We start from the raw sequence: 23,977 nt of genomic DNA on the forward strand, positions 1-23,977 counted from the left end.
CGGTATACGTTATGTTAGTCTAATCCAACTCGTTGAAAAGTTGTTGAATCCGTTTTTTGTTGTTTGCGTTATTAAATGCTTCTTCTTTGGAAATGCGGCCTTCATCATAGAGCCGTTTCAAATCCTGCTCCATGGTGTTCATGCCCAGTTCACTTCCCTCATTCAGCATCTGATAAATTTCATTTACGTTATTATTTCGAATCGCTGCCCGAATTGAGGGAGTTACCAACAGTACCTCCTTGGCCAAAACACGTTTTCCATCAAGGCTTGATACGAGTTTTTGACTGATAACACAAGTCAAAACATCTGCAAGTCGATTTCTTACCCGATCCTGTTCCTCAGTTGGCACCTCACCCAATATACGCTCAATACTTTCCATAGCCGAGGAGGTGTGAAGCGTACCAAAAGTTTTGTGTCCGGAGTCTGTAATTTCAAGAGTAGTGGTAATGGTTTCCGGATCACGAAGCTCACCAATCACAATAACATCCGGATCCTGACGCAGTGCCTGTATGGCTCCATCTTTAAATGACGTTACATCCCGTCCTACTTCCCTGTGCCTGATCACGCTGCGTATTGGGTTGTGAATCAATTCAACCGGAGAGGCGATGACAACAATGTGAGCATCTACGGTTCGGTTATTCGCATCAATAATTGTATCCAGTGTACTGGATTTACCTGAACCGGTTATACCAGTAACCAGTGTCAGTCCATATTTGTAATACTTGAGACTCAGAGCTTTTGCAATTTCGGGATGGACACCGAGTGTTTTAAACGGTCTGATTTCGGTGTCGATCTTACGCATATTAAGCGCCAGGGCCTCCAGATCCATATACATATTAGCACGGTAACGGCGGTTTCTGTTACCGTCCGTTTCAATCGTATAGGAAAAGTCGAGACTCTTTTTGTTCAGCAGCTGGTCGCGCTGAGTTTGAGTAAGAGCATTGTGAAGAAGAACGTCAGTCTCTCCGATGGGTAACTCAGCCTCCATCTTTAACGGAGATTTTTTACCAAAAACCCTGTACCAGATTTTACCTGAACAGCCATGACCTCCAATATCGATATCGGAGGCCTCAATTTTTTCCATGTAAACCAGAAATGCATTGAGGGATTTTCTAAGGGTCTTTCTCTCCTCTTCCGGCAGGTTGTTAACCATATCGCCAATAGCCGCGTGATACTCTAATCCTTTTTTTGATTCGGGTATCTGAGATACAATTTTTCCGCAAATTTCCCGGATAGGTTTAAAAGATATCGATGTACTCATGCAGGACTATTAGTTAGATCGTTAACCGAATATAAATAAAGTAGATGATTTTTAATTTTGAAAATAATAAGCAGTACTAAATGGATTGAAAACCTATAAATTTTTTACACGCCTAAAACACATTATTAAGTACTAAGAGGCTTTAAAATACCGTCATTCTGATCCCGAGCATTCGGGAGAAGAATCTGAATTAGATTAAATCTCCTTAAAAGAGATCCTTCACTTCGTTCAGGATGACTATTTCAGTTTTTCAAAGCATTATAATAAGCGATACTCAGATTCCATTGAATCCGTAAACTACTACTAAAGAGTACCCAAAACAGCGATTGTTACAAATTATCTGAACCTAAAAGAGTACTAAATTACTTCCAGCTTTCATTCCCCAAAAGCCTCTTTTTCAAATTCAAAAGCTGGATGTTCATATTTTCAATTTTCTTCTGCTGTATTTCAATAATATTCTTCGTGAAAATGTTAAAAAGCTTTTCCGGACGTCGTCTGAAATAGTTTAGCACATCATATCTCTGAAAAGCCAGCAAAATGGCATTCTCTTCACATACTACTTTTGCCATTCGGTTCTGTTTACTAAAAAGAAATGTTTCCCCTATAAAACTGCCTTCATCCAGCACAGCAAGCTGAATTTCATCTTTCCACACACCAACTTTCCCCTCACCAACCAGATAGGCCGTCTGAACCCGATCATGTTCATTCACAATCGTTTCACCCCGGAGGAATCGCTCTTCATTCCCCAGTTCCAAAAATGATAGAACATCCTCATAGTGGAAATTTTTTAAAAGATGCGGCGGATCCTTTAATAAATTCCGCATATAAAGTGGCATCATATTTAGTTTGTTACTGTCCGATCTGGTCATATTAGTCACCTACGCTTCAATTAATCATCCAGGGTAATTGCAATAATCTCCTCTACAGTGGTAATCCCTTCCTTAATTCGCTCACGGCCTGATCCACGCAATGTAAGCATTCCATTTTTAATTGCCTGCTCTTTTATGCGCTCCTCGTCAATATCACCGCCCGATTCCAAAATAATTCGCTTGATATCCTTACTGAAGAATAAAGCTTCATGAATCGCAGCACGACCCTTAAAGCCAATTCCATTACATTTATCACAGCCTACAGCTTTGTAAAAGGTTTCATTCTGAATCTCTTCTTCCGTAAAACCCAGACCGCGAAGTGTTTCAGGATGAGGTTCATACTGTTCCTTGCAATTGTTACAAAGTCGACGGATCAGACGCTGTGCCATCACAAGATTTACGGCATTGGCAATCAAAAAGGGCTCCACCCCCATTTTAAAAAGTCGGGACACGGCACTGGGGGCATCATTGGTGTGAAGCGTAGAAAAGGTAAGGTGACCGGTATTCGCCATCTTAATCGCAATTTCAGCGGTTTTAAGATCACGCATCTCACCAACCAGTACAATGTCGGGGTCATGACGAAGAATACCCCGAATCGCCATATCAAACGTCATGTTGTTGCTGATCTTCAGCTGACGTGCACCCTGAATCAAATATTCGACCGGTTCCTCAACCGTCAATACATTCTTTGAAGGATCAATTACGTAGTAAAGTGCCGCAACCAGTGTAGTTGATTTACCACTTCCCGTAGGACCCGTAATAATTACAATTCCTGACGGTTTCTCGATCGACTTTACAAAATCCTCTTTTGCTTTTTTCTGAAGACCCAGTACGTTCAGATCGGTAATCACTTTACGGTCATCCAGAATCCGAATTACAATCGACTCAAATTTGCGATCAAACTGTGCTCCTACCATTGGCATAATAGAAACACGATACCGGATGTTGTGGTTGTCTACATTACGCTGAATAAAACCATCCTGTGAACTGTCGCGCTCAAATCGGTCAACGTTCCGGGTTTTATCTTTTACGACCGCCGTAATTGCCTCAGGTTTAACATTCTTCTGCTGATACCAAAGTTGCAGCTTTCCATCCGTTCTGAACCGGATATCTGTGGTGGCGGGACCACTCGGCACAATATGAATATCACTCACTCCCTGGCGGACGCCTTCTACAAGCATTCCCTCGATGAGAGAATTGAGCATGCTTTGGTTGATTTCCGCCTCTATCTCCTCTTCATCAACCTCCTGGGTGTCCTCTCCCATTTGAGGCTCTTCATAATCGATCTCTTCGAGAAGATCTAAAAATTCATTCTTCTGCTCATACACATTTGAAAGGATATACTCGATCATCTCATACCGGCAATACTGTATGTCGAATTCCTTAAAACTGAGACGAGAAAGCGTACCGGATAATTTGGGATCTGATGGATCGGCAGCCGCTATGGTCAGTGATGTTGTACTTTTATGAATGGGAACCGCTTTTTGGTGAGCGAGTTCATCCACAGTATCCTGGGGAAGATCATCCATATAGGATTTAATATCCTGAATACGATCAGGAGGAAGGTCGGTTCTGCCGGCAAAGACCTCATCAAAAGCATAGATGTCGGCTATCTGGCGCATCACCTCATGACGATCCAGATTAAGATCCTGATAGAGAATCTGTCCGATTCGTCGGTTAGAGTGTTCAGGCTCCTCAGAAAGGATCTTCAAAGCCATCGAAAGCTGCTCATCCGTAATCACCCCCCTGCTGCAAAGGAGGTCTCCAATATGTGTTCTGGTATTTACTTTACCCATGTATGAGAGATTAGTGATATCAAGGGTTTAAGACAAGCTTTATTTAATAAGAATGCAAATGGATGTCAGATGATCAAAAATTAGTTACATTCGTTAGAATCGCTAATATTGATCATTAATTCAATAACAGATTGAAAATGGCGGGATTAAATTATTCAAAGATTTGTTCGAGGAAATGAATGATAGGTGATTGTCTAATAGTTTGATAATGAGTTAAGAACACTCGTGGCACAACTTCGAGGCGTGCCACGAGTAATAAATCTCTATAATCAATGATAAAATTAAATGATGTCCAAACCACCAAACCCTACGGCAATAAAATGGCGTAGCCATGCCCCATATCATAGCCCACCAATTCATTGGTGGGTGAATAAGCATCCTAAAAATAATCAGTCCCATCGGGACGTCATCCAAAAAAACCATTGAGTACGGCCGCCTCTAACCTATTTGGATCTTCAAACCACGCCCTCTGTTCGGCGGATGATGTTTATTGCACCTTATAGCCTGCACTGCGCTATCGCTTGTACAGGGCTACTCATATTCTGCCCCGCTGGGGCAGCTTCATAATTCAACTATTGCCCTCAGCGCTGAGAAAAGTGCGTGTTGAGATACCAACAGCCCTAACTAATTCAAAAGAGGCAACTGAAAACCCATTTATGGGTTATATATGCGAGGCCGGTCATTCATGGCCGGTGGAGAAACTCGTGGCATGCCACGAGTACTATCCATTCATTACTGCGGATTCATATCAATCAGGGCAGACTCGGACGATACCACCGTAATGGCAATCAGCGCAACCATAATGAAGAGGTTGATAAACAGGTTAATGGTATCGATGACCGATTCCATCTTGTAGGTTGTCTGAATTTCATAATACTCGGCCAGCTGTTTTGCGTTCTCTTTCAACGCACCGGACTCCGCTCCCAAGCGGAACCGACTGATCGCCGTGGTAGTGAAAACTCCGGTATCCTCAATCGACTCTACAAGGCCGGCACCATCCTTCAGCATTCGTTTTATGGCAATCTCTTTAATCTGTTTTTCCATATAGGAGTTACGACAAGCTTCCGACGCTACCCGTATCACATCAATATTTTGTCCGGACCCACTGTATAGCGTGAAGAATACACGCGCAAAAATCTCAATACTTGTTTTATGGAGCAGGTCTCCAATGACCGGTATTTTGATGATATACTTATCCAGGAAAAGCTTTCCTTTGGGGGTCCTCACATACCATATAAAGACTGCTATCGGTATCACAAATGAAAGTGTCAAGGCGATCCAGTTATCCGCAAGCCAGTAACTCATCTCCAGAGTCGCTGCGGTCATAGGTGGCAGGGCAATGTCGAACTCCAGAAAGAGTTCAGCGGTGGCCGGGAAGATATATCCCACATAAAAAAGAATGGTTGCCACTACAGCCAGAACCGTCACGGTTGGCATCAACAGCGATCGCCTCAGGTTCTTTTTAAATTCAGCATCCCTCTCCAGGAATTTTGCCGTACTTTCGAAAACCTGAGCCATGTTACCGGATGTAGACGCCACACTGAGCATATATGCCGCAAACTTTCCAAAAACATCCTCATGCTTTCCGTATACCTCTTCCCCCTCTTTACCGTCTTTCAGGTCTTTCTGAATCTCCTTAATCACGTCCTTCATACGCTTGTTCTGTGTATCCTCATAGAGAAGTCCCAGAATTTCATCGTAGGGAAGCTGCTGGTTTAAAAGGTCGGAAGACAGGCTAACAAATGTTACAACATCCTGCGTGGGCACACCGCCTTTAAAATCAAAGAGCTTCTTATTGACGCTGATAACTTTATAACCCAGCTTGGTCAATGCGCGTTCCAGCTCTTCCTTACTGTAGGCCTCCTGCTCACCCGATTGCTTCGCCTTTCCGGGCCGCTGAACCTTATAGACATAGGTCTCCTTTTTATCCAGTGCTTTTACCTGAACTCCATTCTTGGACTCCAGTTTTTTAATCTTAGCCTGCGCCTCTTTTTTATTCTGGGCTTCAAACTCGGTTTTAATGGGTTTACCGGCAGAGGAAATTGCTTTTAAACGAAATTGGGCCATGTCTGAAAGATCATTGATTTATTGGGAGATATAGATATGGAATATTTCTCTTATCAACAAGACTGTTTGTGAAGAGAAATGTTACAAAAATAGTGTGAATTTAAAGAGATTATGGATCTTCCCTTTCCCAATCAATGGAGTCTCTGGTTATTGTGGCTGTTAAAACGAATCCCCTTTCTGATGTGGCGACAATTTCAAATGAATCATTATTAATATCTCCAAGTTCATAAACAGCATTTTCATTTTCTTCCGGTAGAGATATCGCTTGCAAACTGATTCCCTGATATCGACCATTCCCACCACCCATAATTTCTGGTTTCAGTGTAAAAGCATTAGCATTGGATTGCGCCTGCAGAATATCCTGACGTATAGAATCAATATTTGCTTCCTCAGCAGCAGATTGAAAAGTATTGATTGCAACAACCGTTGCAATACCTACAACAATGGTCACAAGTATGACTAATAGTAGTTGTTGTTGTCCCATCCTAAACCTTGAATTTTAAATGTAATTTGATTTTTCTTAAGCTAATTAATTGCAATGATATAATTAGCTTAATTAGAAGGGTTTAAACTAAATTAGTCAAGGTTAACCAATAGATTATTATTCGACAGGAAAAAGGCCCTGTCCCCAAAACCTTGGGTACAAACTTTGGCCCGGATACTGCTCTGCATAGGCTTGATACATATCGGACAGAGTTAGCACATCAGGTATGACAATGTACAGTACAATTGCCAATGAAATAACATAAGCCATCACCGGAACTCGATCGGTCTTGAACTTATAGTTGTATTCTCTTTTGTAATATCCAATAAACCACGCCAGAATCAGAACCAGCCACATCTGGCTTAATGGTGTATGCATTACACCGCTAAAAAAAGCGTGACAACAGGCGGCAATAAACACCCAGCTCATCACAAGAAAATTTAGACGGTTTGTTGACCCAGGCTTTGTCTCCTCAAACTTTTTCCACGCAAAAGATGCTGCAACAAAAAAAAGTATTGAAATACAGATAAAGGCAAAAACACCCCACTCACTTAAAATCTGCAAATAGTAGTTATGCGGGTGACCAACAAATTGAGTAGGACCAATTTCCCCATAGTGTCCCGGTCCAATACCAAAGAATGGGTTTTCCCACCATACTTCCAACGCTCCCTCCCATCGGAATGTTCGATTATTTTGGGTTCTAAGTACTGCCTGGCCAGAACCGGAAAACGGGAGATCAAATAGTAAATATTTAAGTCCCCATCCGGCTAATGATGAAACTATTAAGGGTCTTACGAATGGTGTAAAGTCTTTCCGGGAAAATGCCCATAAAAACGCAGCTGCTACAAAAATACTTAATGTGGTACCACGACCTCCTGATTGGAACAGCATCATCCACCACAGAGATATGATAATAAAGATTAAGGGTGTGAAGTTCTTATAATCTTTTGATCTCTTAAAGAAAACAAAAAGACCAATGATTAGTGGAAATGTCCATGTTTGGGTGTGATTAAAAAATCTTCGATTTACGAAGAAAAGTACTTCTTTTCCCAACATCGATATGTCACCGATATCTATAGAGTAATCAACATTATTCGGCCAGACTGAAATAAGTGGATTTAAAAAGGATGATATGTAATTGCCTATAAATAAGACTATATATAAACCAACATAGCTCAAGGCAGTTATATAAATAACCTTACCAAGCCAATAATGTTCTTTTAAAAATGTTGAAGAAACTAAATAGGCGAGTAATAGCAATATTAGATGGAAAAGCACATCAACAACTGCTTTTTCTGGATAATTACTTAAAAGAATTGATACAGATGTACTAAAAAGTAGAACTACTAAAACAAAATTTAAACCAAGAATTCGATTTTTAAATTTTAGGTTATTAATCGTAAAGTTTATATAACTTCGCTTACTGACTATTCCAATTACACAAAAAAAAAGCCCAATAATAGTTAATACAGCAAGTTGAAGTATTCTTTTACTATCGTAAAGACTAAAATCTGATAAATGGGGATAAGTCCCAAATATCAAAAATACAGTACATATTATTATAGAAACTTTTTTCATAGACAAAAAAAAACCTCTCAACCATAAGCTGAGAGGTTTTTAATAAAGCTAATTTTATGAATTAAAGTTCAATTCATTAGGCTCGATCGTCGCAACCAAATCATCATCAGTCCCTGTTTCACCTGGAGTATAGTCTACAGAGCTTGATGGCGAAGCGGTAATTTCGATCTCATCAGTACTACGGGATGTGATTTCATATGTACCGTTTTCATTGCTTATGATTAAATCTGTCCCTTCATCTTGAATTTCTCCGGGAACAGCAACACCATCAAATGTGAAGTTTGAAAAATCTCTACTTCCACCCCCAAGCATTGCAGGCTTCATAAAATATCCTTGTGCAGAAGATGCTATCGATGCAACATCCTGACGTACTGCATCTATGTTAGCAGAATCCGCAGCGGATCCAAATGTGTTAATAGCCACAACCGTCGCGATACCCACGATGATTGTTACGAGAATTACGAGTAATAATTGTTGTTGACCCATGGTATTTTACCTGTTTGTTTGTGTTTGGTTAAAGTATTGTTCGAAATTTATCCTCTGTGGAAAGTAGGTTTCGAATTTTGGTTATTGTTAAATGTAAGTTCTTAAAAAGTTTTGTTTCACAGATAAAGAGTAACGACTCTTTGCATTGTTACAAAATTTATTTCAAGTAAATCTACATCTGTAACACTGAATCCAAGATGGCAACTTTGACAATGCGATGCAGTTAAGCTTTTCTAAATTTATTGAATTAGATTTAAACTCTTCTAATCCCATTCAAACGGCGTTTCTAACCTTCAATTCAATGTCTGTTAAAGTATAAGGCTATTTTTGTTAAAGTCACTTATAAAGTATTAACCTCCATTTATTAACACTCTGTTAACGATTCAGCCAGCTTCGTTAGAAGATTATTCAACTTAAAAGACAATCAAAGTTTCTGTTTGTTACAGATTTGTTAAATATTTTTAGAAAACTTTACAAACCGGAGCCGTCATTCTGAACGCAGTGAAGAATCTTTTTTAAAACTACTGTTGTTTACTGTGCACTTGATATCACAAATCGGTCGTTCTGTCTATCGCAGTTCGGTGATTCAATTTACATTTACTTCAGCGGCGTATAACAGATTCAAATTCAACGACCAATCGGCATACGCCGCACATTGAACCCCAACTGTCCTGTCATATCGAGCGAAGTCGAGATATCCCCCCTTTTGGAATGCACAGGATTAAGTTAGGTGATCTCTCGATGCGTTCGCTCTGCTCTCTTACTCGAGATGACAGGGAGGCCGTTATTCATGTGACGGCGTATCAGACCAATGGTTTTATTTTGAAGTTTAGTGTTACGCCGTCAAGAGAATTTGTTGTCTTTACGGCGGGCGGCTGATAGTGTATTTCTTTATTCACAAACTTTATGTCCGTCTGCGCCAAGGCTAGGAAGGACAGGCCCGCCGCTTTACCCCCCCCCTGTCCATGTCATCTCGACCGAGCGAACAGAGTAAGAGAGTGGAGAGATCTCCCATTGGAATGCACGGGATTAGAATAAGAAATTCTCGACGTTGCTCGAAATGACGAAGTTCCTCCACAAGTAATTTTAATACTCCGATTTTAAAGGAATCGTAACCGTAAACCGGGCACCGCCCTCTTTTAAGTTTTCGGCTGTGATTTCTCCTCCGTGCTGACGGATAATGTCTCTGGAGATGGATAACCCCAATCCAAGCCCGAATTTCGCCCCGGTCTGCTTGGTTGTAAATTTGGGGTCAAATATTTTATCTAGCAACTCTTCGGGAATACCGGGACCGGAATCCTGAAAACCCACCCAAATCACTTTACCAAGCTCTTCATCCTCACTCGTCCCGCAACGAATATCCAGGCTGCCCTGTTTGCCCATCGCATCAGAAGCGTTCAAAATGATATTGGTCCACACCTGGTTCAGCCCGGCGGCATCCGCTCTGATCTCGGGTATCTCCTGCAGATCCAGATAGAGATCGTAATATTTGATGCGATTGCTGGTCAGCTGCAGCGTATCGTGTATTCCCTCCCTAAGGTCAATCCATTCATATTTATCCTCAGTATCGGACCTACTGTAACTTTTTAACGACTTCACTAAACCGGCAATCCTCTCACCCGCCGTTTCGATATTCTGGAACATCTTGCCAAATTCAAACTGATCCAGCAGATACTGTATCTTTTCTGAATCCCCCTCCGTTACTTTTTGTAATAGATCCGCATATCCGTCCGGCATCTGCGCAATCAAACGTATCTGTGAATTTTTCACCTCAGGGAAGATCTCTTTTAACTTTGAAGATCGCTCCCGGATCGTCTTTGTGTCCGGAAACCCTGCATTTCGCCCAAGCTTGAAGAACTGCTTTCCCGTTTGATGGAGTTCTGATTCTCCATCTTCATACAGTTTATTCATCAAATCAATTAGATGCCTTTCCAGCGTATCTGTTGAGCGCAACAGTGCTGCGGTCGGATTGTTCACCTCATGGGCAAATCCCGCCACAAGCTGTCCCAGTGTGGCCATCTTCTCTTGGTGAACCAATGCCTGTTGGGCACTCTGCAGATCCTTATATGCCTGCTTTAATTCATTTCGCTCGTTCTGTAGTTTACTGTTTACCGAATCAAGCTTCATCTGCAGGATGATGGTCTGCCGATACCGCTCCAGTAAATTTGCCATGATCAACTCATCCAGATAACCGTCAAGTTCCGGATGAATATCGATCAGATGGTTGACGTCCTTTTTGGGAATTTTTAGAAATCGACAGGCTTCACGGGTTTTGGCCGTAGTTAGCGACGGAAGACCGGTCATAAAGGAGATAATACCTATCAGTGAACCGGATTGCAGATGCTGTAACGGGAACTGAACATCATTGTAGGGTTTCTTTTTGTAGAGCTGTACATCCCCCGAAAGAAGAATATAAATATTGTTGAGGGGTTCTCCCTCTTTGAAAATGGTGATATCATCCCCCACCTCAAACAGATATTTCTCGGCCTGACCATTTTCATCCAATACCCTGTGAAGAAGTCCCGTGACCTTCTCACGATTTTCCAGCCATTGTGAACCGAGCTTAAATTTCATTGATCCGTTATTTTCCGACCGGTTCTGAGGCTTTCAGCGATTCGTTCTGAGTCGAGTATCTGCATAAATGGAAGCGGATCCTTCACCTCTTCCAATACAAAGTCTGTCAATAGTTTTCGGGTGATATCAACCAGATCTTTTTTCTCCCAGGGTTTGGCAATGTAGTGTTTCAGATCGGCCTCATTCACAGCTTTTACGGTCTCATCCAGTCCGGCCTGACCGGTAATCAGTACTTTTCGTGTGGAGATGGTCTTTTCGTTCTTCTGCATTTCAACCAACAGCTCCACCCCATTTTTTCCAGGCAAAACATGGTCGCACAGAATCAAACCAATTTTCCCGTCCCTGCCGGTAATTTCATCAATGAGTGATTCTGCCTCCTCAGCCGTATCGGCCATCTCTACGGTAAAGTAATCCTCAAATTCCGTAATGTCCCGCACAATGGAATCCAGAACTTCCGGTTCATCCTCAACAACCAAAATATAGATTTCAGGTTTCATGATCGTATGATTTAGAGTATATAGGGCCAATAAAAGTTAGTCATTATTATCACCAATATAATGGCTACTACGCCAATAATTGTACCGGCAATGATCATATCTTTTGTTTCTACCACTCCGGTACTGACTGCAATGGCATTGGGAGGCGTCGAGATCGGAAGTACCATGGCAAAACTGGTGCTCAAGGCGATAATCAAACCGATAATCAACGTGGATGCCGGTCCGCTGATAACACCGGATGTTGCTAAAGTAATACCCAGCGGAATAAGCAGGGATGCGGTAACCGTGTTCGACAAGAAGTTTGACATCAAAATGGCTACAACTGCAAATACACTTAGCAGCATAACGTAGGACATTTGATCCCAGCTAATGCTTCCCACAATCCATTCTGCCAGCCCGGTTTCCGACATCGCGATTCCGAGTGAAATTCCACCGGCAATGAGCCAGAGTACCTCCCAGGGAAGGTTTCGAATATCCTCTTTTTCAAATGTCTGAGTGAGGGTCAGTACCGCAACCGGTAACAGCGCAACAATACTGCTCTGTATGCCGTGCAGACTTTCTGTAACCCACAGCAGTACGGTAACGCCAAAAATGACATACAAAATCCATGCGTGTCCGGTGGTTTTCCACTCCCCTTTCATTTCCAGTGGAATAGAGTGAACAGCCGGTGGGTGTAGTTTAACCAACAGAAACCACGTAAAAGCAAGCATTATGAGGGCCAGTGGCAGAGCGTAGAGCATCCAGCTGCCAAACTCGATCGCCAGACCCTGCTGATTGAGTGCAGCAATAACAACCGCGTTGGGAGGTGTACCTATCGGCGTGGCCACTCCACCGATGTTGGCCGCAAATGGTATGGACAATGCAATACTGATGCGTGCCGGATCACTCATCTCCATCTTCGCGAGGATTGGAATAATCACGGTAACCATCATGGCCGTGGTGGCGGTATTACTCATAAACGCGGACAAAAATGCCGTTACAGCCATCAAACCAAACATGATCATTTTAGGATCTGTACCGAATGGTTTGAGAAGAATTCGGGTCATGTTTTTATCAAAATTGTACTTCACGGCAGCATCTGCCAGCACAAACCCCCCGAGAAAAAGTATGATAATCGGATTGGCCAATGTAGCCACAAACCGGCTGAACGGTACGGGATCGTAACCGGAACCTGAACCGAAGGAGATAAAACCTTCTGCGCTGAGCAGTAAAACCTCAAGCAGAATAACCAGAATTGATGTGGAATAGATGGGGATCGTTTCAAACATCCAGAATACAGCAGCAAGCAGAAAAATACTGAGGGCGAGGTGTCCGGCCAGCGACAATCCCGGAAAGGTTATGAGTAACGGGATTGAGAATCCAACAATCCCTAAAACAAGTCCCGTGAGCTTTATTTTATCCATGGTGTGCAATGGGTAATAAAGATGATTGATTTTTATCAAAATACATAGAATTCGAGATCAATCAGAGGAGTTTCCTCAAAAAAACCAATGTTTTAATGGAACCGTTTTCATGCAGAATGTGTCATCCTGCTGAGTCCCGACTCTTTTTCGGGGAACGGTAGTGAAGGATCTCCATAGTACGGAGGTAAAGCATGGAGAATCTTCATTCAAACCAACGTTCTGGCGGCTGTTTGTACCGGATCCCAGACCGGAGAGAATGGTGGGGCGTAAGAGAGATCCAGGTCAACTAAATCTTGTGCACTCATTCCGGCTGTTATTGCAGTGGCAATGGTGTCAATTCTTTTGGCTGAACCGGAAAACCCAACAATTTGTCCGCCTAAAAGTTTCCCACTCACCTTTTCTGCAATCAGTTTGACCGAAATTTTATCACTTCCGGGATAGTAACCGGAGCGTGTCCGGCTTTCAATCATGGACGATTCATACTGAATCCCCATTTCATTTGCCTCTTGTTCATTCAGCCCTGTTCTTGAGATCTCCAGGTCCTGGAACTTGGTAATTGCTGTCCCGCAAACTCCCGGAAACTCAATATCTCCGCCACTCAGATTAATCCCGGCAAACAAACCGTGTTTATTGGCAATCGTACCCAATGCAATCCATGTCTGTTCTTGTTTGACCAGATGAAATGATTCGGCACAGTCCCCTGCTGCCCAGATTCCCTCAACAGAGGTTCTCAATTTTTTATCCACATGAATGGCTCCTTTCACACCGGTTTTAATTCCGGCGTTCTTTGCAATCTCGCTATTGGGTTTTACTCCCATCCCCAAAATAACCAGATCGGCCTCAATCTTTCTTTGGTCTGTTTGAACAGCATCAACTCTCCCATCTTTTGAATCAAACTTTTCAAGCTTTTCATTAAGATACACGTGAACTCCCTTTTCAATCATGTACTCCGATATGATTTCAGTCATATCTTTATCCATCGTTGTCATCACCTGGGGAGCCATATCAAAAAGCGTCACATCCATATTCAGGTCCAGCAGTGCTTCGGCCATTTCAATACCGATATAGCCGCCACCGATTATCGTAGCTCTTTTGGGACTATTTTTTTCGATGTAATCAAAAACGTTGATTCCGCTCTGAAGGGTACTCAGTGCAAATATTCCATCCGAATCTATACCTTCAAAATCGGGACGGATCGGTGATGCTCCCGTAGCTATTAGCAATTCATCATATGATTCCCAGAACTTTGAGTGATCTCCCAAATTTTTAACACGAACTCTCTTCTTCTCCGTATCAATTTCAATGACCTCGTGTCGTATCCGTACATCAATATTCTGTTTCTCTCTGAAAACTTCAGGTTTCCGGGCGATCAGCTGATCCGAGGTCTCGATTTGTCCGGCGATAAAGTATGGCATTCCACAAGCCGCATATGACGTGTGATTTCCCCTTTCAAATACCACAATTTCCCTGTCCGGTTGTGCTCTTCTCACTTTTGATGCGGCACTCATTCCGGCAGCATCTCCTCCGATGACCACTAATTTGTCTTTTACCATAGTTCTCTTTTGTTCTGACTGTGATGAATAATTCGTTCTTCTTCCTGTTTCCGTTTCAAAGCGTGAAAATCCTTCACTCTGTTCAGGATGACCACATCGTCATTCTGATCCCGAACATTCGGGAGAAGAATCTCACGGTTATAGCTTCATATTGTTGAGATCATTCACTACCGTTCAGGATGACTTAACCGTCATTCTGATCCCGAGCATTCGGGAGAAGAATCTCCCGAAATCAGGATGACACCTCAACTCAAAGTATAAAGATTCCCTAAATTCAACTAATCCCTTCATGATTTATCCAAAACATCGTGAAAGAATCTTACTTTAATTGACTGTATATTCAACAATTATATTACGACTGTTCAAAAAGAAATTTAATTTTCAGAGAAATCACCCTTATAAATCATCAACTGAATCTTTTTTATGAGTACAGAGACTGATACCCAGCATTCAAATCGTGGCTTTCGTCTAGTCATGAAATGGTCCGGTCTGTTTTTTGTCATTTTAGTTATCGTCGGTTTGATTTACCGGACCCTCTATCCTGTAAAATTACAGCTCGACCAGGATCAATACATCAAACGTGTTTTTACCGGTGAAGAGAGCAAGGTCTACCCCAGTCTCGATACAGTTGATGTCTTTTACAGAGAGATCGAAGCCGGAGAGATATTGTATGTTATCCAAGAACAGGATTCTCTCTATTTGGTTCGTCCACTCATCACAATGAACCCCGATAGCGTCTGGATATCTCAAAACAGTGTCATTGACTACACTCCCCAGTCGTACAAACAGTGGCAAATGGAGAAGGATCAGAAAACTTATGGATTGGAATAATTACGGTTCAGCATGACAGAACCCAATGACATTAGTCAGCCGGTTGAAGTATCACAAATCCACCGATGGATAGGCAGAATACTGCTCATTATTGTTGGATTAGAGTGGATATACCTTCTGCTCGACGCGCAGTGGTTGTCTCTATTTCCCGTAAGTCTCATTTTGATTGTCCTGTTTTCACCTATCATTTTTCGGCGGCATCTTCAGGTCGAAATTCCGGCTGAATTTCATTTGACAGCCGTTATATTCACATTTGCCGCGCTCTATCTGGGCGAAGTGCAACAATTTTATCAAAAAGTATGGTGGTGGGATATTGCCCTGCATGCATCCGCAGGACTTTTGATGGGAATTCTGGGGTTTCTTCTCATCTATCTTTTGAACGAGAGTAATCGGGTTGATGTGCATCTTACACCGGGCTTTATCGCATTTTTTGCATTCACGTTTGCGATAATGATCGGAACCGTTTGGGAGATTCTCGAATTTTCTATGGATCAGATCTTTGGACTTAATATGCAAAAGCCGATGCTGGGAGATGCTTCAGGTTTAACCGATACCATGTGGGATATGATTGTGAATGCCGTAGGAGCAATCATGATCAGCCTGATGGGTTGGTGGTATCTGAAGGTTAAAAAGGATTTCTTTGTCAGAGATTGGATAACAAAATTCATCAAACGAAATCCCAATCTATTTAATAAGTAGAATTTCAGATCGGAAAGAATTCAATTGAATCAGAAAAGCGGATTTCAAAATTGAAGAAGGAGATCCTTCACTATCGTTCAGGATGACGGTACTGTCATTCTGAGTGCAACGAAGAATCTCCCTGAATTAGGAAGTCCAATCTGTCACCCTGAGCCTGTCGAAGGGTCTCCTGTTTTCAACTTCGTAGTATGGAGATCTTTACCCCAAAAATGTCGGGGGAAGGATAACGTCATTCTGAGTGCAACGAAGAATCTCCATGAGTTACCTCCTCACCAAAGAGATCCTTCACTACCGTTCAGGATGACAATATATTCTAAAAAACCTCTTCTATGATCCTTCAGGATTCATTTGTTGCTGTTGCTGCTGATTCGTTTGTGAATCCATCATCATCTGCTGAACACGTTGCTGTAATTCCTGATCCTGTTGCAGTGCCATGTTCAACTCCATGAACCGTTCCATGTCCATTCCCTCAGCCTCGATCGCTTCGGCCATTTTTTCATCCAGTTCCTCTTCCATCTCACCAATTCGATCAGAAGCAGAATCAAATTTTTCCAGATCATCAGCGGAAACATCCAATTCTTCATCAGACTGTCCATTATACCGTGCTTCTGCGATGACGTTATAGGTCTCAACATCCAACCCTTCATCCTCTACAACGGTGACCATATCCGTTTGAGCTTCCATCTGAATCTCCTGAGCAACTGTAGATACATCCACAAATTCTTCAAGCTCTTCATCAGTCACTTCTACTTGAGGTGCAGCTTGTTGCTGGTCAAATTGTCCCTGCATTTCACCTTGCTGTTCCTGTGGGGCCTGTTCCGTCATGGCTTCACCCTGTTCCGACTGCTCTGACTGGCAAGCCAACATACTTAATGCCAACGCGATTACAGATAAATATTTAAAAGTCATAGTATCGTCTGTTTTCTTTTAATTAATTATTGATATACAGGTTTACCAACATGTCTCTTCACTAAATGTTTCCTCCTTTATACGATTTTATAGGATTTAACCCCGTTTTACGAGTTTGTAAAATTGGGTAGAATAATAGCTGCTCAGAAAATAACTGGAGAGTCCTCCATCAATTAGACATACAGCCGGGCATTTTCTATCTGGACGGTTTTCGAACATGTGCTAATCTCAATATCGAAAAATAACAGGAAATTATAGTTCGATTTGAAAGATTCCGAATAATCCTGTCGGTGGGACAGGCTTCTCGTCCCTGTTCGATTTATCGAAGTGCTGTTATATAAAAAGAATGGAAAAAAAGAAACAAGATGAGGATAGTACCTGGGAAGGGACTCGAACCCTTACGACATCGCTGCCACCGGATTTTGAATCCGGCGCGTCTACCAATTCCGCCACCCAGGCATTTATCAATTTGTTTGAGGTGCACCGGAAATGAGGATGCAAATATAAGCAGGGTTTCAAACAATAGAAAAATAAAAATGATCAAAATTAACTTTTGATTTGTCACCCTGAGCCCGTCGAAAGGTCTCCTGTTTTCAACTTCATAGTGAAGAGATCCTTCACTATCGTTCAGGATGACGTGACTGTCATTCTGAGCCTTGCGAAGAATCTCCATAACTTACCTCCGTACCAGTGAGATCCTTCACTACCGTTCAGGTTGACCATAAAGTCTCAAAACAACCCCTTATAAAGATCCATCCATTGGGGATTCATCTCCTCTATCAACGCAATTTTTTTATATCTCTTCCAACCTTTAATCTGCTTCTCCCGGTCAATCGCATCTTGAGGCGTACGATGTTCTTCAAACCAGACAAGCTTATTTAAATTATACTTTTTACTAAACCCGGGAACTAGTTTTTGTTTGTGTTGATAAATTCTGACTGCAAGATCATTCGTCATACCTGTATAAATAGTGCCACTCTTTCGATTTGTAATGATATATGTGTAGTAACATTTCATGATTATAAGAAACAGAAATAGACCGTTCCTTACGGTTTATTTTGAAAAATTACTTTTAATCTATCATGACAAGAAACCATCTACTGTTATTCTGAGTGCAACGAAGAATCTCAATGATCCACCTCCAAACCTAAGAGATCCTTCACTATCGTTCAGGATGACGAATTTGTCATTCTGAGTGAAACGAAGAATCTCCTAGAATCTGCTGCATAGCCAGGAGATCCTTCACTACCGTTCAGGATGACCAATAAATCGTACTGAACGACTCAAGCCTAAACCATCTCTTTAATTCAATATCATATCATCATATTTCTTAGTAGCTTCCATTAAGCATTAAGACTAAAATATTTCATCAATGAAAAAATCAATTATTGGCAGCCTGGTAGGTATCGCCATTGTTATTGCGTTGGACACTTTTGCGCGAGTCGTAATTTCAATTTACATGGGGCTCAATTATCCGATGATATCCTACACTGAGTTCTCAGGTATCATCTGGCCCATACTTCTCACATTGATTGGTGGTTTTACGGTCTTTTTTGGAGCGATGTTCTCTCTCACCTATGGTCGGTCACACCGGGTGATCACCATGCTCAGCTTTTTAACACTCACCATCTTATTGAGATATGGACAAATCTACCTTCTGACCGGTAAGGAGTCTCTCTTCTACCCGATCACAACCCTGGTTCTTTCACTTGGTTCGATTTTGATTGCATGGCAACTCACCGGAAATAAGAAAGGGACTGCAACCAGCGCAGCCGTTGAGGAAGAGAGTTTTAATGACACTCAGCAGGAGTACCACGAAACTGAGTGAGTTGTTCGATGAAAATAATCCTGAATTCTTTGGAGATCCTTCACTCTTTTCAGGATGACCCTACGCGTCATTCTGGGTGAAACGAAGAATCTCCCTGAATCTGCTTCATAGCCAGGAGATCCTTCACTATGTTCAGGATGACGATAGTGTCATTCAGCAAGTCAAATGAAGAGTAATTCATCAATCTTCATCACACTGAAACATAAATCCTTTCTTACGGATGGTTTCAATGAAATCGAACTCGGAGTGCTCTCTCATCTTTTTGCGAAGGTAACTGATATAGACATTGATGTAATTTGTCTGAGTATCAAAATGAATATCCCACACGTTGCTGGCCAGCTCTTCCTGTGAGATAATTCGTCCCTTATTCCGCACAAAATAGACCAGCAAATTGAACTCGTTGTTCGTCAAGTCAATCTCTTCTTCATTAATGATCATTTTGCGGGTAATCAGATCAACTTTCAAACTGCCGCACGTGAGTTCTTTTTCGGAATCCTTGCTGGTGCTGCGTCTGGCGATGGCGTCGAGGCGGGCCATCAGCTCATCGCTGTTGAACGGTTTGGTCAGATAATCATCAGCACCAACATTCAAAACTTTGACCTTTACGTCGGTCTCATGTTCGGCAGAGAGCACAAGCACAGGAGTTGTAACTCCCTCTTCCCGGATTTTTGCGCACACATCATATCCATTCCCATCCGGCAATCGGAGGTCCAGTATGATCATATCAAACTTGTTATTCAGCGCTTTATCTTCTCCATCACCGGCTGTTTCAGCAACGGCAACATCGTTACCACGATGCTCTAAAACCGCTTTTACAAGGGTTCGCACAGTGGGGTCATCTTCTACGACCAATATTTTCATCTTTTTTTTCGTATCCGTAGATGCTGTAGACATAAGTAGTTCTTTTCAGTGAGTGGTAAAGATGAATTCTCCGAAGGTTACAAAAATATTCTAATTAAAGTATAATTTTTTAAAGCTTTGTATAACCAATTTTTTCAAACCAATCTAAAATACGTTTTATATAGACATCACTAAATGAATGGTTTTCCTTTAATAAATTCAACTCTGCATTCACACCTTTTTCCTTCAGGGTTTCAATTTCTTTTGCCTGAGGTTCAGCTTTTACCCGATCATCCTTCTCTCCATGAAAAGCGGCAATATTAAGATGCTGAATGTTTTCCCATTTATCATTTAAAATTTCTGTTTTGATTCTGGCTCCCACTACCGCCAGATCATTTACGTGTTTCCATCTTGTAAGTGCAAAAAATCCCGCTAAATATCCACCCATTGAGTAGCCCATCAAACCGATGCGACTTACCTTCAGCATGGGTAAAAGGTTATCAATGATCTCCTGAATGAATTCAGATGCCAGCTCAAGTGATTTAATAAACTGGCCCCGGTTGCCATCATACAGATACCACGCCCGTCCCCAGTCGGCAACATTTTTTTTACGGCTTCGGTCATAAATCGGATAGGGTCCCTGAATAAAAAGATGATATGCTTCCAGATTGAACAGCGAATCACATGTTTTTATGAATTCACTGTTGTTCTCACCAAATCCATGTAAATAGACAATCAACGGTTTTTTTCTCTTCTCACCGGTTTCAATTAGAGTATAGGGTACTTCAATTTTAAATGAGGTTTTTCCGGATACCAAAACCTCTCTGTCCTTACCGGCCATCTGTATTTCTATTTTTATTTATTGATTACTGACTAGTTAACCATGATTCAGGATGACGTTGCCACAGTCATTCTGATCCCGAGCATTCGGGAGAAGAATCTCCATGTTACAGCTTCATAGTGTAAAGATCCTTCACTGCGTTCAGGATGACAATTCCGTCATTCTGAGTGTAACGAAGAATCTTCATGCATTGCCTCCGTACCCAACAGATCCTTCACTCTGTTCAGGATGACAATTCCGTCATTCTGAGTGTAACAAAGAATCTCCCGCTTTCAACTTCATAGTGTAGAGAACCTTCACTCTGTTCAGGATGACTCGATTGTCATTCTGAGCGATAGTGAAGAATCCCCTCGAGTTCAGCGCCAACGTGTTGAGATACTTTTCCTTAATATCACAGCTACTCAAGGTTGTTGTTGGATGATAATAGTAAAATTTGAGTAAAAGTTTCCTACTCAGCTTTTTTATTTTCTTTATCAACCGTTTTTTTTGAAAAGCCTTCCGATGGCCAAACTGTCATTCTGATCCCGAGTATTCGTGAGAAGAATCGCCCTAATTTGCCTCTGTTCCTTAGAGATCCTTCACTCCGTTCCCCGAAAAAGAGTCGGGACACAGCAGGATGACGATAGTGTCATTCTGAGTACAACGAAGAATCTCTGTGTTATTCATCCATACCTAAGAGAACCTTCACTACCGTTCAGGATGACGATAGTGTCATTCTGAGTGCAACGAAGAATCCCTTTGATACACGTCATTCTGAGCCCGCCTGTACCGAGGTTTCGGAGGGCAGGCCTGTCGAAGAATCTCCCGGAATCGGCTTCATGACCAGGAGATCCTTCACTCCGTTCAGGATGACGGGACCGTCATTGCCATTATGATCCATCCCCCATATTCTATAGATTTAGAGACCTAAACCGTGACTTCAACACAACTTTAGTAAACGAATCGAATGGATAAACGAATCGGTCTGGTTCCGGCTATCATTTTTATCTTATTGACAGGGATCAGCTCAACCGCGTATTCCCAGGGAGGCTACTCCGGTGAGTTCGCCCGCATCGGTTTTTCACCCATCGGACTGGCAATGGGTAATGCCATGACTGCATCTACTGAGTTCTCCGGTTTGAGTTACTATAATCCCGCACAATCAGCTGCAACAAGCACCTCTGTTCCCGTTCATTTTTCCTCAGCTTTGATGGAGTTCGACAGAAATCTTCACATGGTATCTGCACAGTTTCAGCTTCCTCCATCCGCCGGAATTTCCATCTCACTCATTAATGCGAGAACCGCAGACATTGACGGTAGAAATTTAAGCGGTTACCACACCGGATATTTAAACAGTTCGGAGTATCGATTGAGCGGTGCATTTGGAATCCGTTTTTCTGATTCTCTACTGGCTGGAATCGGTATACACTACAACTATTCAACCCTGCACGATGAGGTGCCCGCTGTTCAGGGGGTTGGACTGGATATTGGATTTTTAACCAGGCTTACGGATCAGCTTCAGGCCGGTCTTTCCATTCAGAATCTTCTCTCCTCCCGTTCAATTGACAGTTCCGATCTTTATGGCACAGAATCACGCCCAAGAGCAGAAAAAGATCCCCTTCGAATCCTGACAGGCTTCAGTTACTCGCCGATAGAGAACTGGTCGATTCATGTCGATGTTGAACACAGAGTCAACTACGGAGAAGAGCTGTCTGACGGTTCAGGTCTAAATAACATTCAAGAAGGTGCGAATTTTCTAAGATTGGGAAGTAACTATCGTCTTCATGAAAGAATTTCTGTTCGGGGCGGACTCAGATGGCAGGAAAAAAATCCGGATCGTAAAATTCATCCGTCTACAGGATTTTCAATCCACCTGCCATTCGATCATTATACACCCTCCATCGATTACGCATTTGTGCCGGAGCCTTCCGGAATCTCCACCATGCATGTATTCGGGTTGCGAATGAATTTATAAGCAGCAGGCTTATTATTTTATCGTGAGAAAACCGTTTTGGAATCTTCCGGATTGAAAATACCTTTACTTATTACAACCAAAACAGAATAAAAAAATTGATTCAAAGACCCATGTCTGACAAATCCATCACTTTGACGCCATCTCATAAATCGCTCTTCTGGTGGTATCTGCTGGGCTTCATCCTCATTCCCCTGTTCGGCGTGGGGATCTATCTGATCTACAGATTTTATTCATCTCACAACTCGATTGTATATACAATCACAGATCATGCTATAACGGCGAAAGATTCTAGAATTGAACAGAAAATGGATCTCGTCAACATTCATGATGTGGATGTCACCCAAAAATGGATCGATAAAAAGTTTGGGATCGGGATCGTTACCATTCATTCAAACTCCAGGACTGTAGATTTGATCGGACTGGAAAATCCGCAAAAGCTTGCTGACATGATTCTGTCGGCGGCAAAGGCTGAACGCAAACGAATTTCTGAACTGAAAACAAGAACTGCCAGGGAGGAACCCTCCGCTCCCGGAAGAGATGACCGGATGGACTACTTGACGGGCCTCTGGCAGCAGGGACTGATCTCCGAAGAGGATTACGAAAAAGAGAGAAAACATTTTGAGTAAGTTTCTCAACTCCCCTCTTGAGAGGGGAAAAGCAAAGGTGAGAATGCGTCAGCATTACTCACTGTGCGAGGGGTGTGTTATTGGGTATAACAAAAACGAGCTTATGCAAATCTTAGAGGTAAAATCTGAGCTCAGCAATAACACACCTCTGAATCCTACGTTGAACACTCCGGATTCTGTCTCCTCTCAAGTGGAGATGTCCACAAACCTCCCCTCTCGAGAGGGGAAAAGTTTGAATGAAAGCGCGAAGCGTGCTTCATTCAAGCAAGGGGTGTGTTCCTGGGTTTGAGATAAAACAAAGAAATGAGTTCTCGACTTCATCCCAAAAAAGCATAGGGATTGCGCCTGTCTGCAGAAGCTCTAGCACAGGCAGGCTCGAACTGACGGATAAATTATACCCTTACTTTAAATAAAATCCCGTTACGTTAAACACTCCGGAGGAGTGCCCTGTTTATAGAATACAACCGTCACATATATATCCGCCGAACAGAGAGAGTGGTTTGAAATGAATAATCATATTGAGGCGGAATCTTTCTGAAAACCGATATATTTTTCATCTCCATCAGCCAACAAATAAGCTCGTTCTAACCAAATAAAGGCGATACTGATAAACTACTCCATTTAGAAAACTATTTTGAAATATCTCCCCTCGAAATGACTCCTTATTGAAAATGCACAACACCGGAGATAAACAAAATTTGTAATCAAAACTCATAGAACCTTTTACTGAGGTTTTCTTATCATACAACAGAGGATCTTGCAGATCCAGAGCTGTCATTCTGAACGCAGTGAAGAATCTTTTTTAAAAACGATACACGCATATAAAGATTCTTCTCTCGAAAGTGTCGGGGGAAGAATGACAAATTGTAAAGGTATTGCAA

General features: G+C 42.1%; 20 protein-coding genes and 1 tRNA gene. 5 read left to right on the forward strand and 16 right to left on the reverse strand.

The annotated features are described in order from the left end of the window. Positions 1-19: 19 nt before the first annotated feature. The 11 genes from CWD77_RS03825 to CWD77_RS03875 all read right to left on the reverse strand — a co-directional run bounded on the left by CWD77_RS03825 (position 20) and on the right by CWD77_RS03875 (position 14,568). The gene (locus tag CWD77_RS03825; RefSeq protein ID WP_101071893.1) at positions 20-1,261 is read right to left on the reverse strand and encodes a type IV pilus twitching motility protein PilT; all 1,242 of its coding nucleotides are present in this window, start codon (positions 1,259-1,261) and stop codon (positions 20-22) included. A gap of 362 nt (positions 1,262-1,623) precedes the next feature. Beyond that, the gene (locus CWD77_RS03830) at positions 1,624-2,130 is read right to left on the reverse strand and encodes a Crp/Fnr family transcriptional regulator (RefSeq protein ID WP_101071894.1); all 507 of its coding nucleotides are present in this window, start codon (positions 2,128-2,130) and stop codon (positions 1,624-1,626) included. Positions 2,131-2,150: 20 nt separating this feature from the next. Further along, entirely contained in the window at positions 2,151-3,926 is a 1,776-nt protein-coding gene (locus tag CWD77_RS03835; RefSeq protein ID WP_101071895.1) for a GspE/PulE family protein, read from the reverse strand. Between the two features lie 732 nt (positions 3,927-4,658). Next, a complete protein-coding gene (locus tag CWD77_RS03840; protein WP_101071896.1) occupies positions 4,659-5,993 on the reverse strand; it encodes a type II secretion system F family protein in 1,335 nt (444 codons plus the stop codon). 109 nt (positions 5,994-6,102) lie between these two features. Beyond that, on the reverse strand, positions 6,103-6,477 hold the full coding sequence (locus CWD77_RS03845; protein WP_101071897.1) for a hypothetical protein: 375 nt from the start codon (positions 6,475-6,477) through the stop codon (positions 6,103-6,105). A gap of 117 nt (positions 6,478-6,594) precedes the next feature. Then, positions 6,595-8,055 (reverse strand): O-antigen ligase family protein, encoded by a 1,461-nt coding sequence (locus tag CWD77_RS03850; RefSeq protein WP_101071898.1) that lies wholly within the window; start codon positions 8,053-8,055, stop codon positions 6,595-6,597. Positions 8,056-8,109: 54 nt separating this feature from the next. After that, a complete protein-coding gene (locus tag CWD77_RS03855; RefSeq protein ID WP_101071899.1) occupies positions 8,110-8,541 on the reverse strand; it encodes a hypothetical protein in 432 nt (143 codons plus the stop codon). A gap of 1,086 nt (positions 8,542-9,627) precedes the next feature. Beyond that, positions 9,628-11,115, reverse strand: a complete 1,488-nt coding sequence (locus CWD77_RS03860) for an ATP-binding protein (RefSeq protein ID WP_101071900.1) — start codon at positions 11,113-11,115, stop codon at positions 9,628-9,630. Then, positions 11,112-11,612: a response regulator gene (locus tag CWD77_RS03865; RefSeq protein WP_101071901.1), complete on the reverse strand. Its 501-nt coding sequence runs from the start codon at positions 11,610-11,612 to the stop codon at positions 11,112-11,114. The genes CWD77_RS03860 and CWD77_RS03865 overlap by 4 nt, the downstream gene beginning before the upstream one ends. 11 nt (positions 11,613-11,623) lie before the next feature. Next, complete coding sequence (locus tag CWD77_RS03870; RefSeq protein ID WP_101071902.1) at positions 11,624-13,015, reverse strand: SLC13 family permease; 1,392 nt, start codon at positions 13,013-13,015, stop codon at positions 11,624-11,626. 206 nt (positions 13,016-13,221) lie between these two features. After that, on the reverse strand, positions 13,222-14,568 hold the full coding sequence (locus CWD77_RS03875; RefSeq protein ID WP_101071903.1) for a CoA-disulfide reductase: 1,347 nt from the start codon (positions 14,566-14,568) through the stop codon (positions 13,222-13,224). Positions 14,569-14,991: 423 nt separating this feature from the next. Between CWD77_RS03875 and CWD77_RS03880 the strand changes: the two genes are divergently transcribed. Continuing rightward, complete coding sequence (locus tag CWD77_RS03880; RefSeq protein WP_133120173.1) at positions 14,992-15,399, forward strand: hypothetical protein; 408 nt, start codon at positions 14,992-14,994, stop codon at positions 15,397-15,399. 12 nt (positions 15,400-15,411) lie between these two features. After that, positions 15,412-16,098, forward strand: coding sequence for a DUF2238 domain-containing protein (locus CWD77_RS03885; protein WP_206017938.1), 687 nt, complete (start codon positions 15,412-15,414; stop codon positions 16,096-16,098). A gap of 327 nt (positions 16,099-16,425) precedes the next feature. On the opposite strand, the gene CWD77_RS03890 is transcribed toward CWD77_RS03885, so the two are convergent. The 3 genes from CWD77_RS03890 to CWD77_RS03900 all read right to left on the reverse strand — a co-directional run bounded on the left by CWD77_RS03890 (position 16,426) and on the right by CWD77_RS03900 (position 18,024). Further along, a complete protein-coding gene (locus CWD77_RS03890) occupies positions 16,426-17,007 on the reverse strand; it encodes a DUF4168 domain-containing protein (protein WP_101071905.1) in 582 nt (193 codons plus the stop codon). A gap of 375 nt (positions 17,008-17,382) precedes the next feature. Beyond that, a tRNA-Leu gene (locus CWD77_RS03895) sits at positions 17,383-17,466 on the reverse strand. A 270-nt stretch (positions 17,467-17,736) separates the two neighbouring features. Beyond that, complete coding sequence (locus CWD77_RS03900; RefSeq protein ID WP_101071906.1) at positions 17,737-18,024, reverse strand: GIY-YIG nuclease family protein; 288 nt, start codon at positions 18,022-18,024, stop codon at positions 17,737-17,739. Between the two features lie 355 nt (positions 18,025-18,379). Between CWD77_RS03900 and CWD77_RS03905 the strand changes: the two genes are divergently transcribed. Continuing rightward, positions 18,380-18,835 (forward strand): hypothetical protein, encoded by a 456-nt coding sequence (locus CWD77_RS03905; RefSeq protein WP_101071907.1) that lies wholly within the window; start codon positions 18,380-18,382, stop codon positions 18,833-18,835. A gap of 180 nt (positions 18,836-19,015) precedes the next feature. Here CWD77_RS03905 and CWD77_RS03910 read toward each other — a convergent pair whose 3' ends face one another. After that, positions 19,016-19,729: a response regulator transcription factor gene (locus CWD77_RS03910; RefSeq protein WP_240596639.1), complete on the reverse strand. Its 714-nt coding sequence runs from the start codon at positions 19,727-19,729 to the stop codon at positions 19,016-19,018. A 76-nt stretch (positions 19,730-19,805) separates the two neighbouring features. Next, complete coding sequence (locus CWD77_RS03915; RefSeq protein WP_101071908.1) at positions 19,806-20,516, reverse strand: alpha/beta hydrolase; 711 nt, start codon at positions 20,514-20,516, stop codon at positions 19,806-19,808. A 946-nt stretch (positions 20,517-21,462) separates the two neighbouring features. Here CWD77_RS03915 and CWD77_RS03925 point away from each other — a divergent pair. Continuing rightward, positions 21,463-22,470 carry a hypothetical protein gene (locus CWD77_RS03925; RefSeq protein WP_101071910.1) on the forward strand — a complete coding sequence of 336 codons (1,008 nt, stop codon included), beginning with the start codon at positions 21,463-21,465 and terminating at the stop codon, positions 22,468-22,470. A 110-nt stretch (positions 22,471-22,580) separates the two neighbouring features. Continuing rightward, on the forward strand, positions 22,581-23,096 hold the full coding sequence (locus tag CWD77_RS03930; protein ID WP_101071911.1) for a PH domain-containing protein: 516 nt from the start codon (positions 22,581-22,583) through the stop codon (positions 23,094-23,096). Positions 23,097-23,977: the final 881 nt, after the last annotated feature.

The sequence above is a fragment of the Rhodohalobacter barkolensis genome (assembly GCF_002834295.1).
Lineage (GTDB): Bacteria > Bacteroidota > Rhodothermia > Balneolales > Balneolaceae > Rhodohalobacter > Rhodohalobacter barkolensis.

Bases quoted from the DNA above. Each gene is read 5' to 3' on its own strand.
- CWD77_RS03825 (WP_101071893.1), bottom strand. From the start codon at position 1,261: ATGAGTACATCGATATCTTTTAAACCTATCCGGGAAATTTGCGGAAAA.
- CWD77_RS03830 (WP_101071894.1), bottom strand. From the start codon at position 2,130: ATGACCAGATCGGACAGTAACAAACTAAATATGATGCCACTTTATATG.
- CWD77_RS03835 (WP_101071895.1), bottom strand. From the start codon at position 3,926: ATGGGTAAAGTAAATACCAGAACACATATTGGAGACCTCCTTTGCAGC.
- CWD77_RS03840 (WP_101071896.1), bottom strand. From the start codon at position 5,993: ATGGCCCAATTTCGTTTAAAAGCAATTTCCTCTGCCGGTAAACCCATT.
- CWD77_RS03845 (WP_101071897.1), bottom strand. From the start codon at position 6,477: ATGGGACAACAACAACTACTATTAGTCATACTTGTGACCATTGTTGTA.
- CWD77_RS03850 (WP_101071898.1), bottom strand. From the start codon at position 8,055: ATGAAAAAAGTTTCTATAATAATATGTACTGTATTTTTGATATTTGGG.
- CWD77_RS03855 (WP_101071899.1), bottom strand. From the start codon at position 8,541: ATGGGTCAACAACAATTATTACTCGTAATTCTCGTAACAATCATCGTG.
- CWD77_RS03860 (WP_101071900.1), bottom strand. From the start codon at position 11,115: ATGAAATTTAAGCTCGGTTCACAATGGCTGGAAAATCGTGAGAAGGTC.
- CWD77_RS03865 (WP_101071901.1), bottom strand. From the start codon at position 11,612: ATGAAACCTGAAATCTATATTTTGGTTGTTGAGGATGAACCGGAAGTT.
- CWD77_RS03870 (WP_101071902.1), bottom strand. From the start codon at position 13,015: ATGGATAAAATAAAGCTCACGGGACTTGTTTTAGGGATTGTTGGATTC.
- CWD77_RS03875 (WP_101071903.1), bottom strand. From the start codon at position 14,568: ATGGTAAAAGACAAATTAGTGGTCATCGGAGGAGATGCTGCCGGAATG.
- CWD77_RS03880 (WP_133120173.1), top strand. From the start codon at position 14,992: ATGAGTACAGAGACTGATACCCAGCATTCAAATCGTGGCTTTCGTCTA.
- CWD77_RS03885 (WP_206017938.1), top strand. From the start codon at position 15,412: ATGACAGAACCCAATGACATTAGTCAGCCGGTTGAAGTATCACAAATC.
- CWD77_RS03890 (WP_101071905.1), bottom strand. From the start codon at position 17,007: ATGACTTTTAAATATTTATCTGTAATCGCGTTGGCATTAAGTATGTTG.
- CWD77_RS03900 (WP_101071906.1), bottom strand. From the start codon at position 18,024: ATGAAATGTTACTACACATATATCATTACAAATCGAAAGAGTGGCACT.
- CWD77_RS03905 (WP_101071907.1), top strand. From the start codon at position 18,380: ATGAAAAAATCAATTATTGGCAGCCTGGTAGGTATCGCCATTGTTATT.
- CWD77_RS03910 (WP_240596639.1), bottom strand. From the start codon at position 19,729: ATGTCTACAGCATCTACGGATACGAAAAAAAAGATGAAAATATTGGTC.
- CWD77_RS03915 (WP_101071908.1), bottom strand. From the start codon at position 20,516: ATGGCCGGTAAGGACAGAGAGGTTTTGGTATCCGGAAAAACCTCATTT.
- CWD77_RS03925 (WP_101071910.1), top strand. From the start codon at position 21,463: ATGGATAAACGAATCGGTCTGGTTCCGGCTATCATTTTTATCTTATTG.
- CWD77_RS03930 (WP_101071911.1), top strand. From the start codon at position 22,581: ATGTCTGACAAATCCATCACTTTGACGCCATCTCATAAATCGCTCTTC.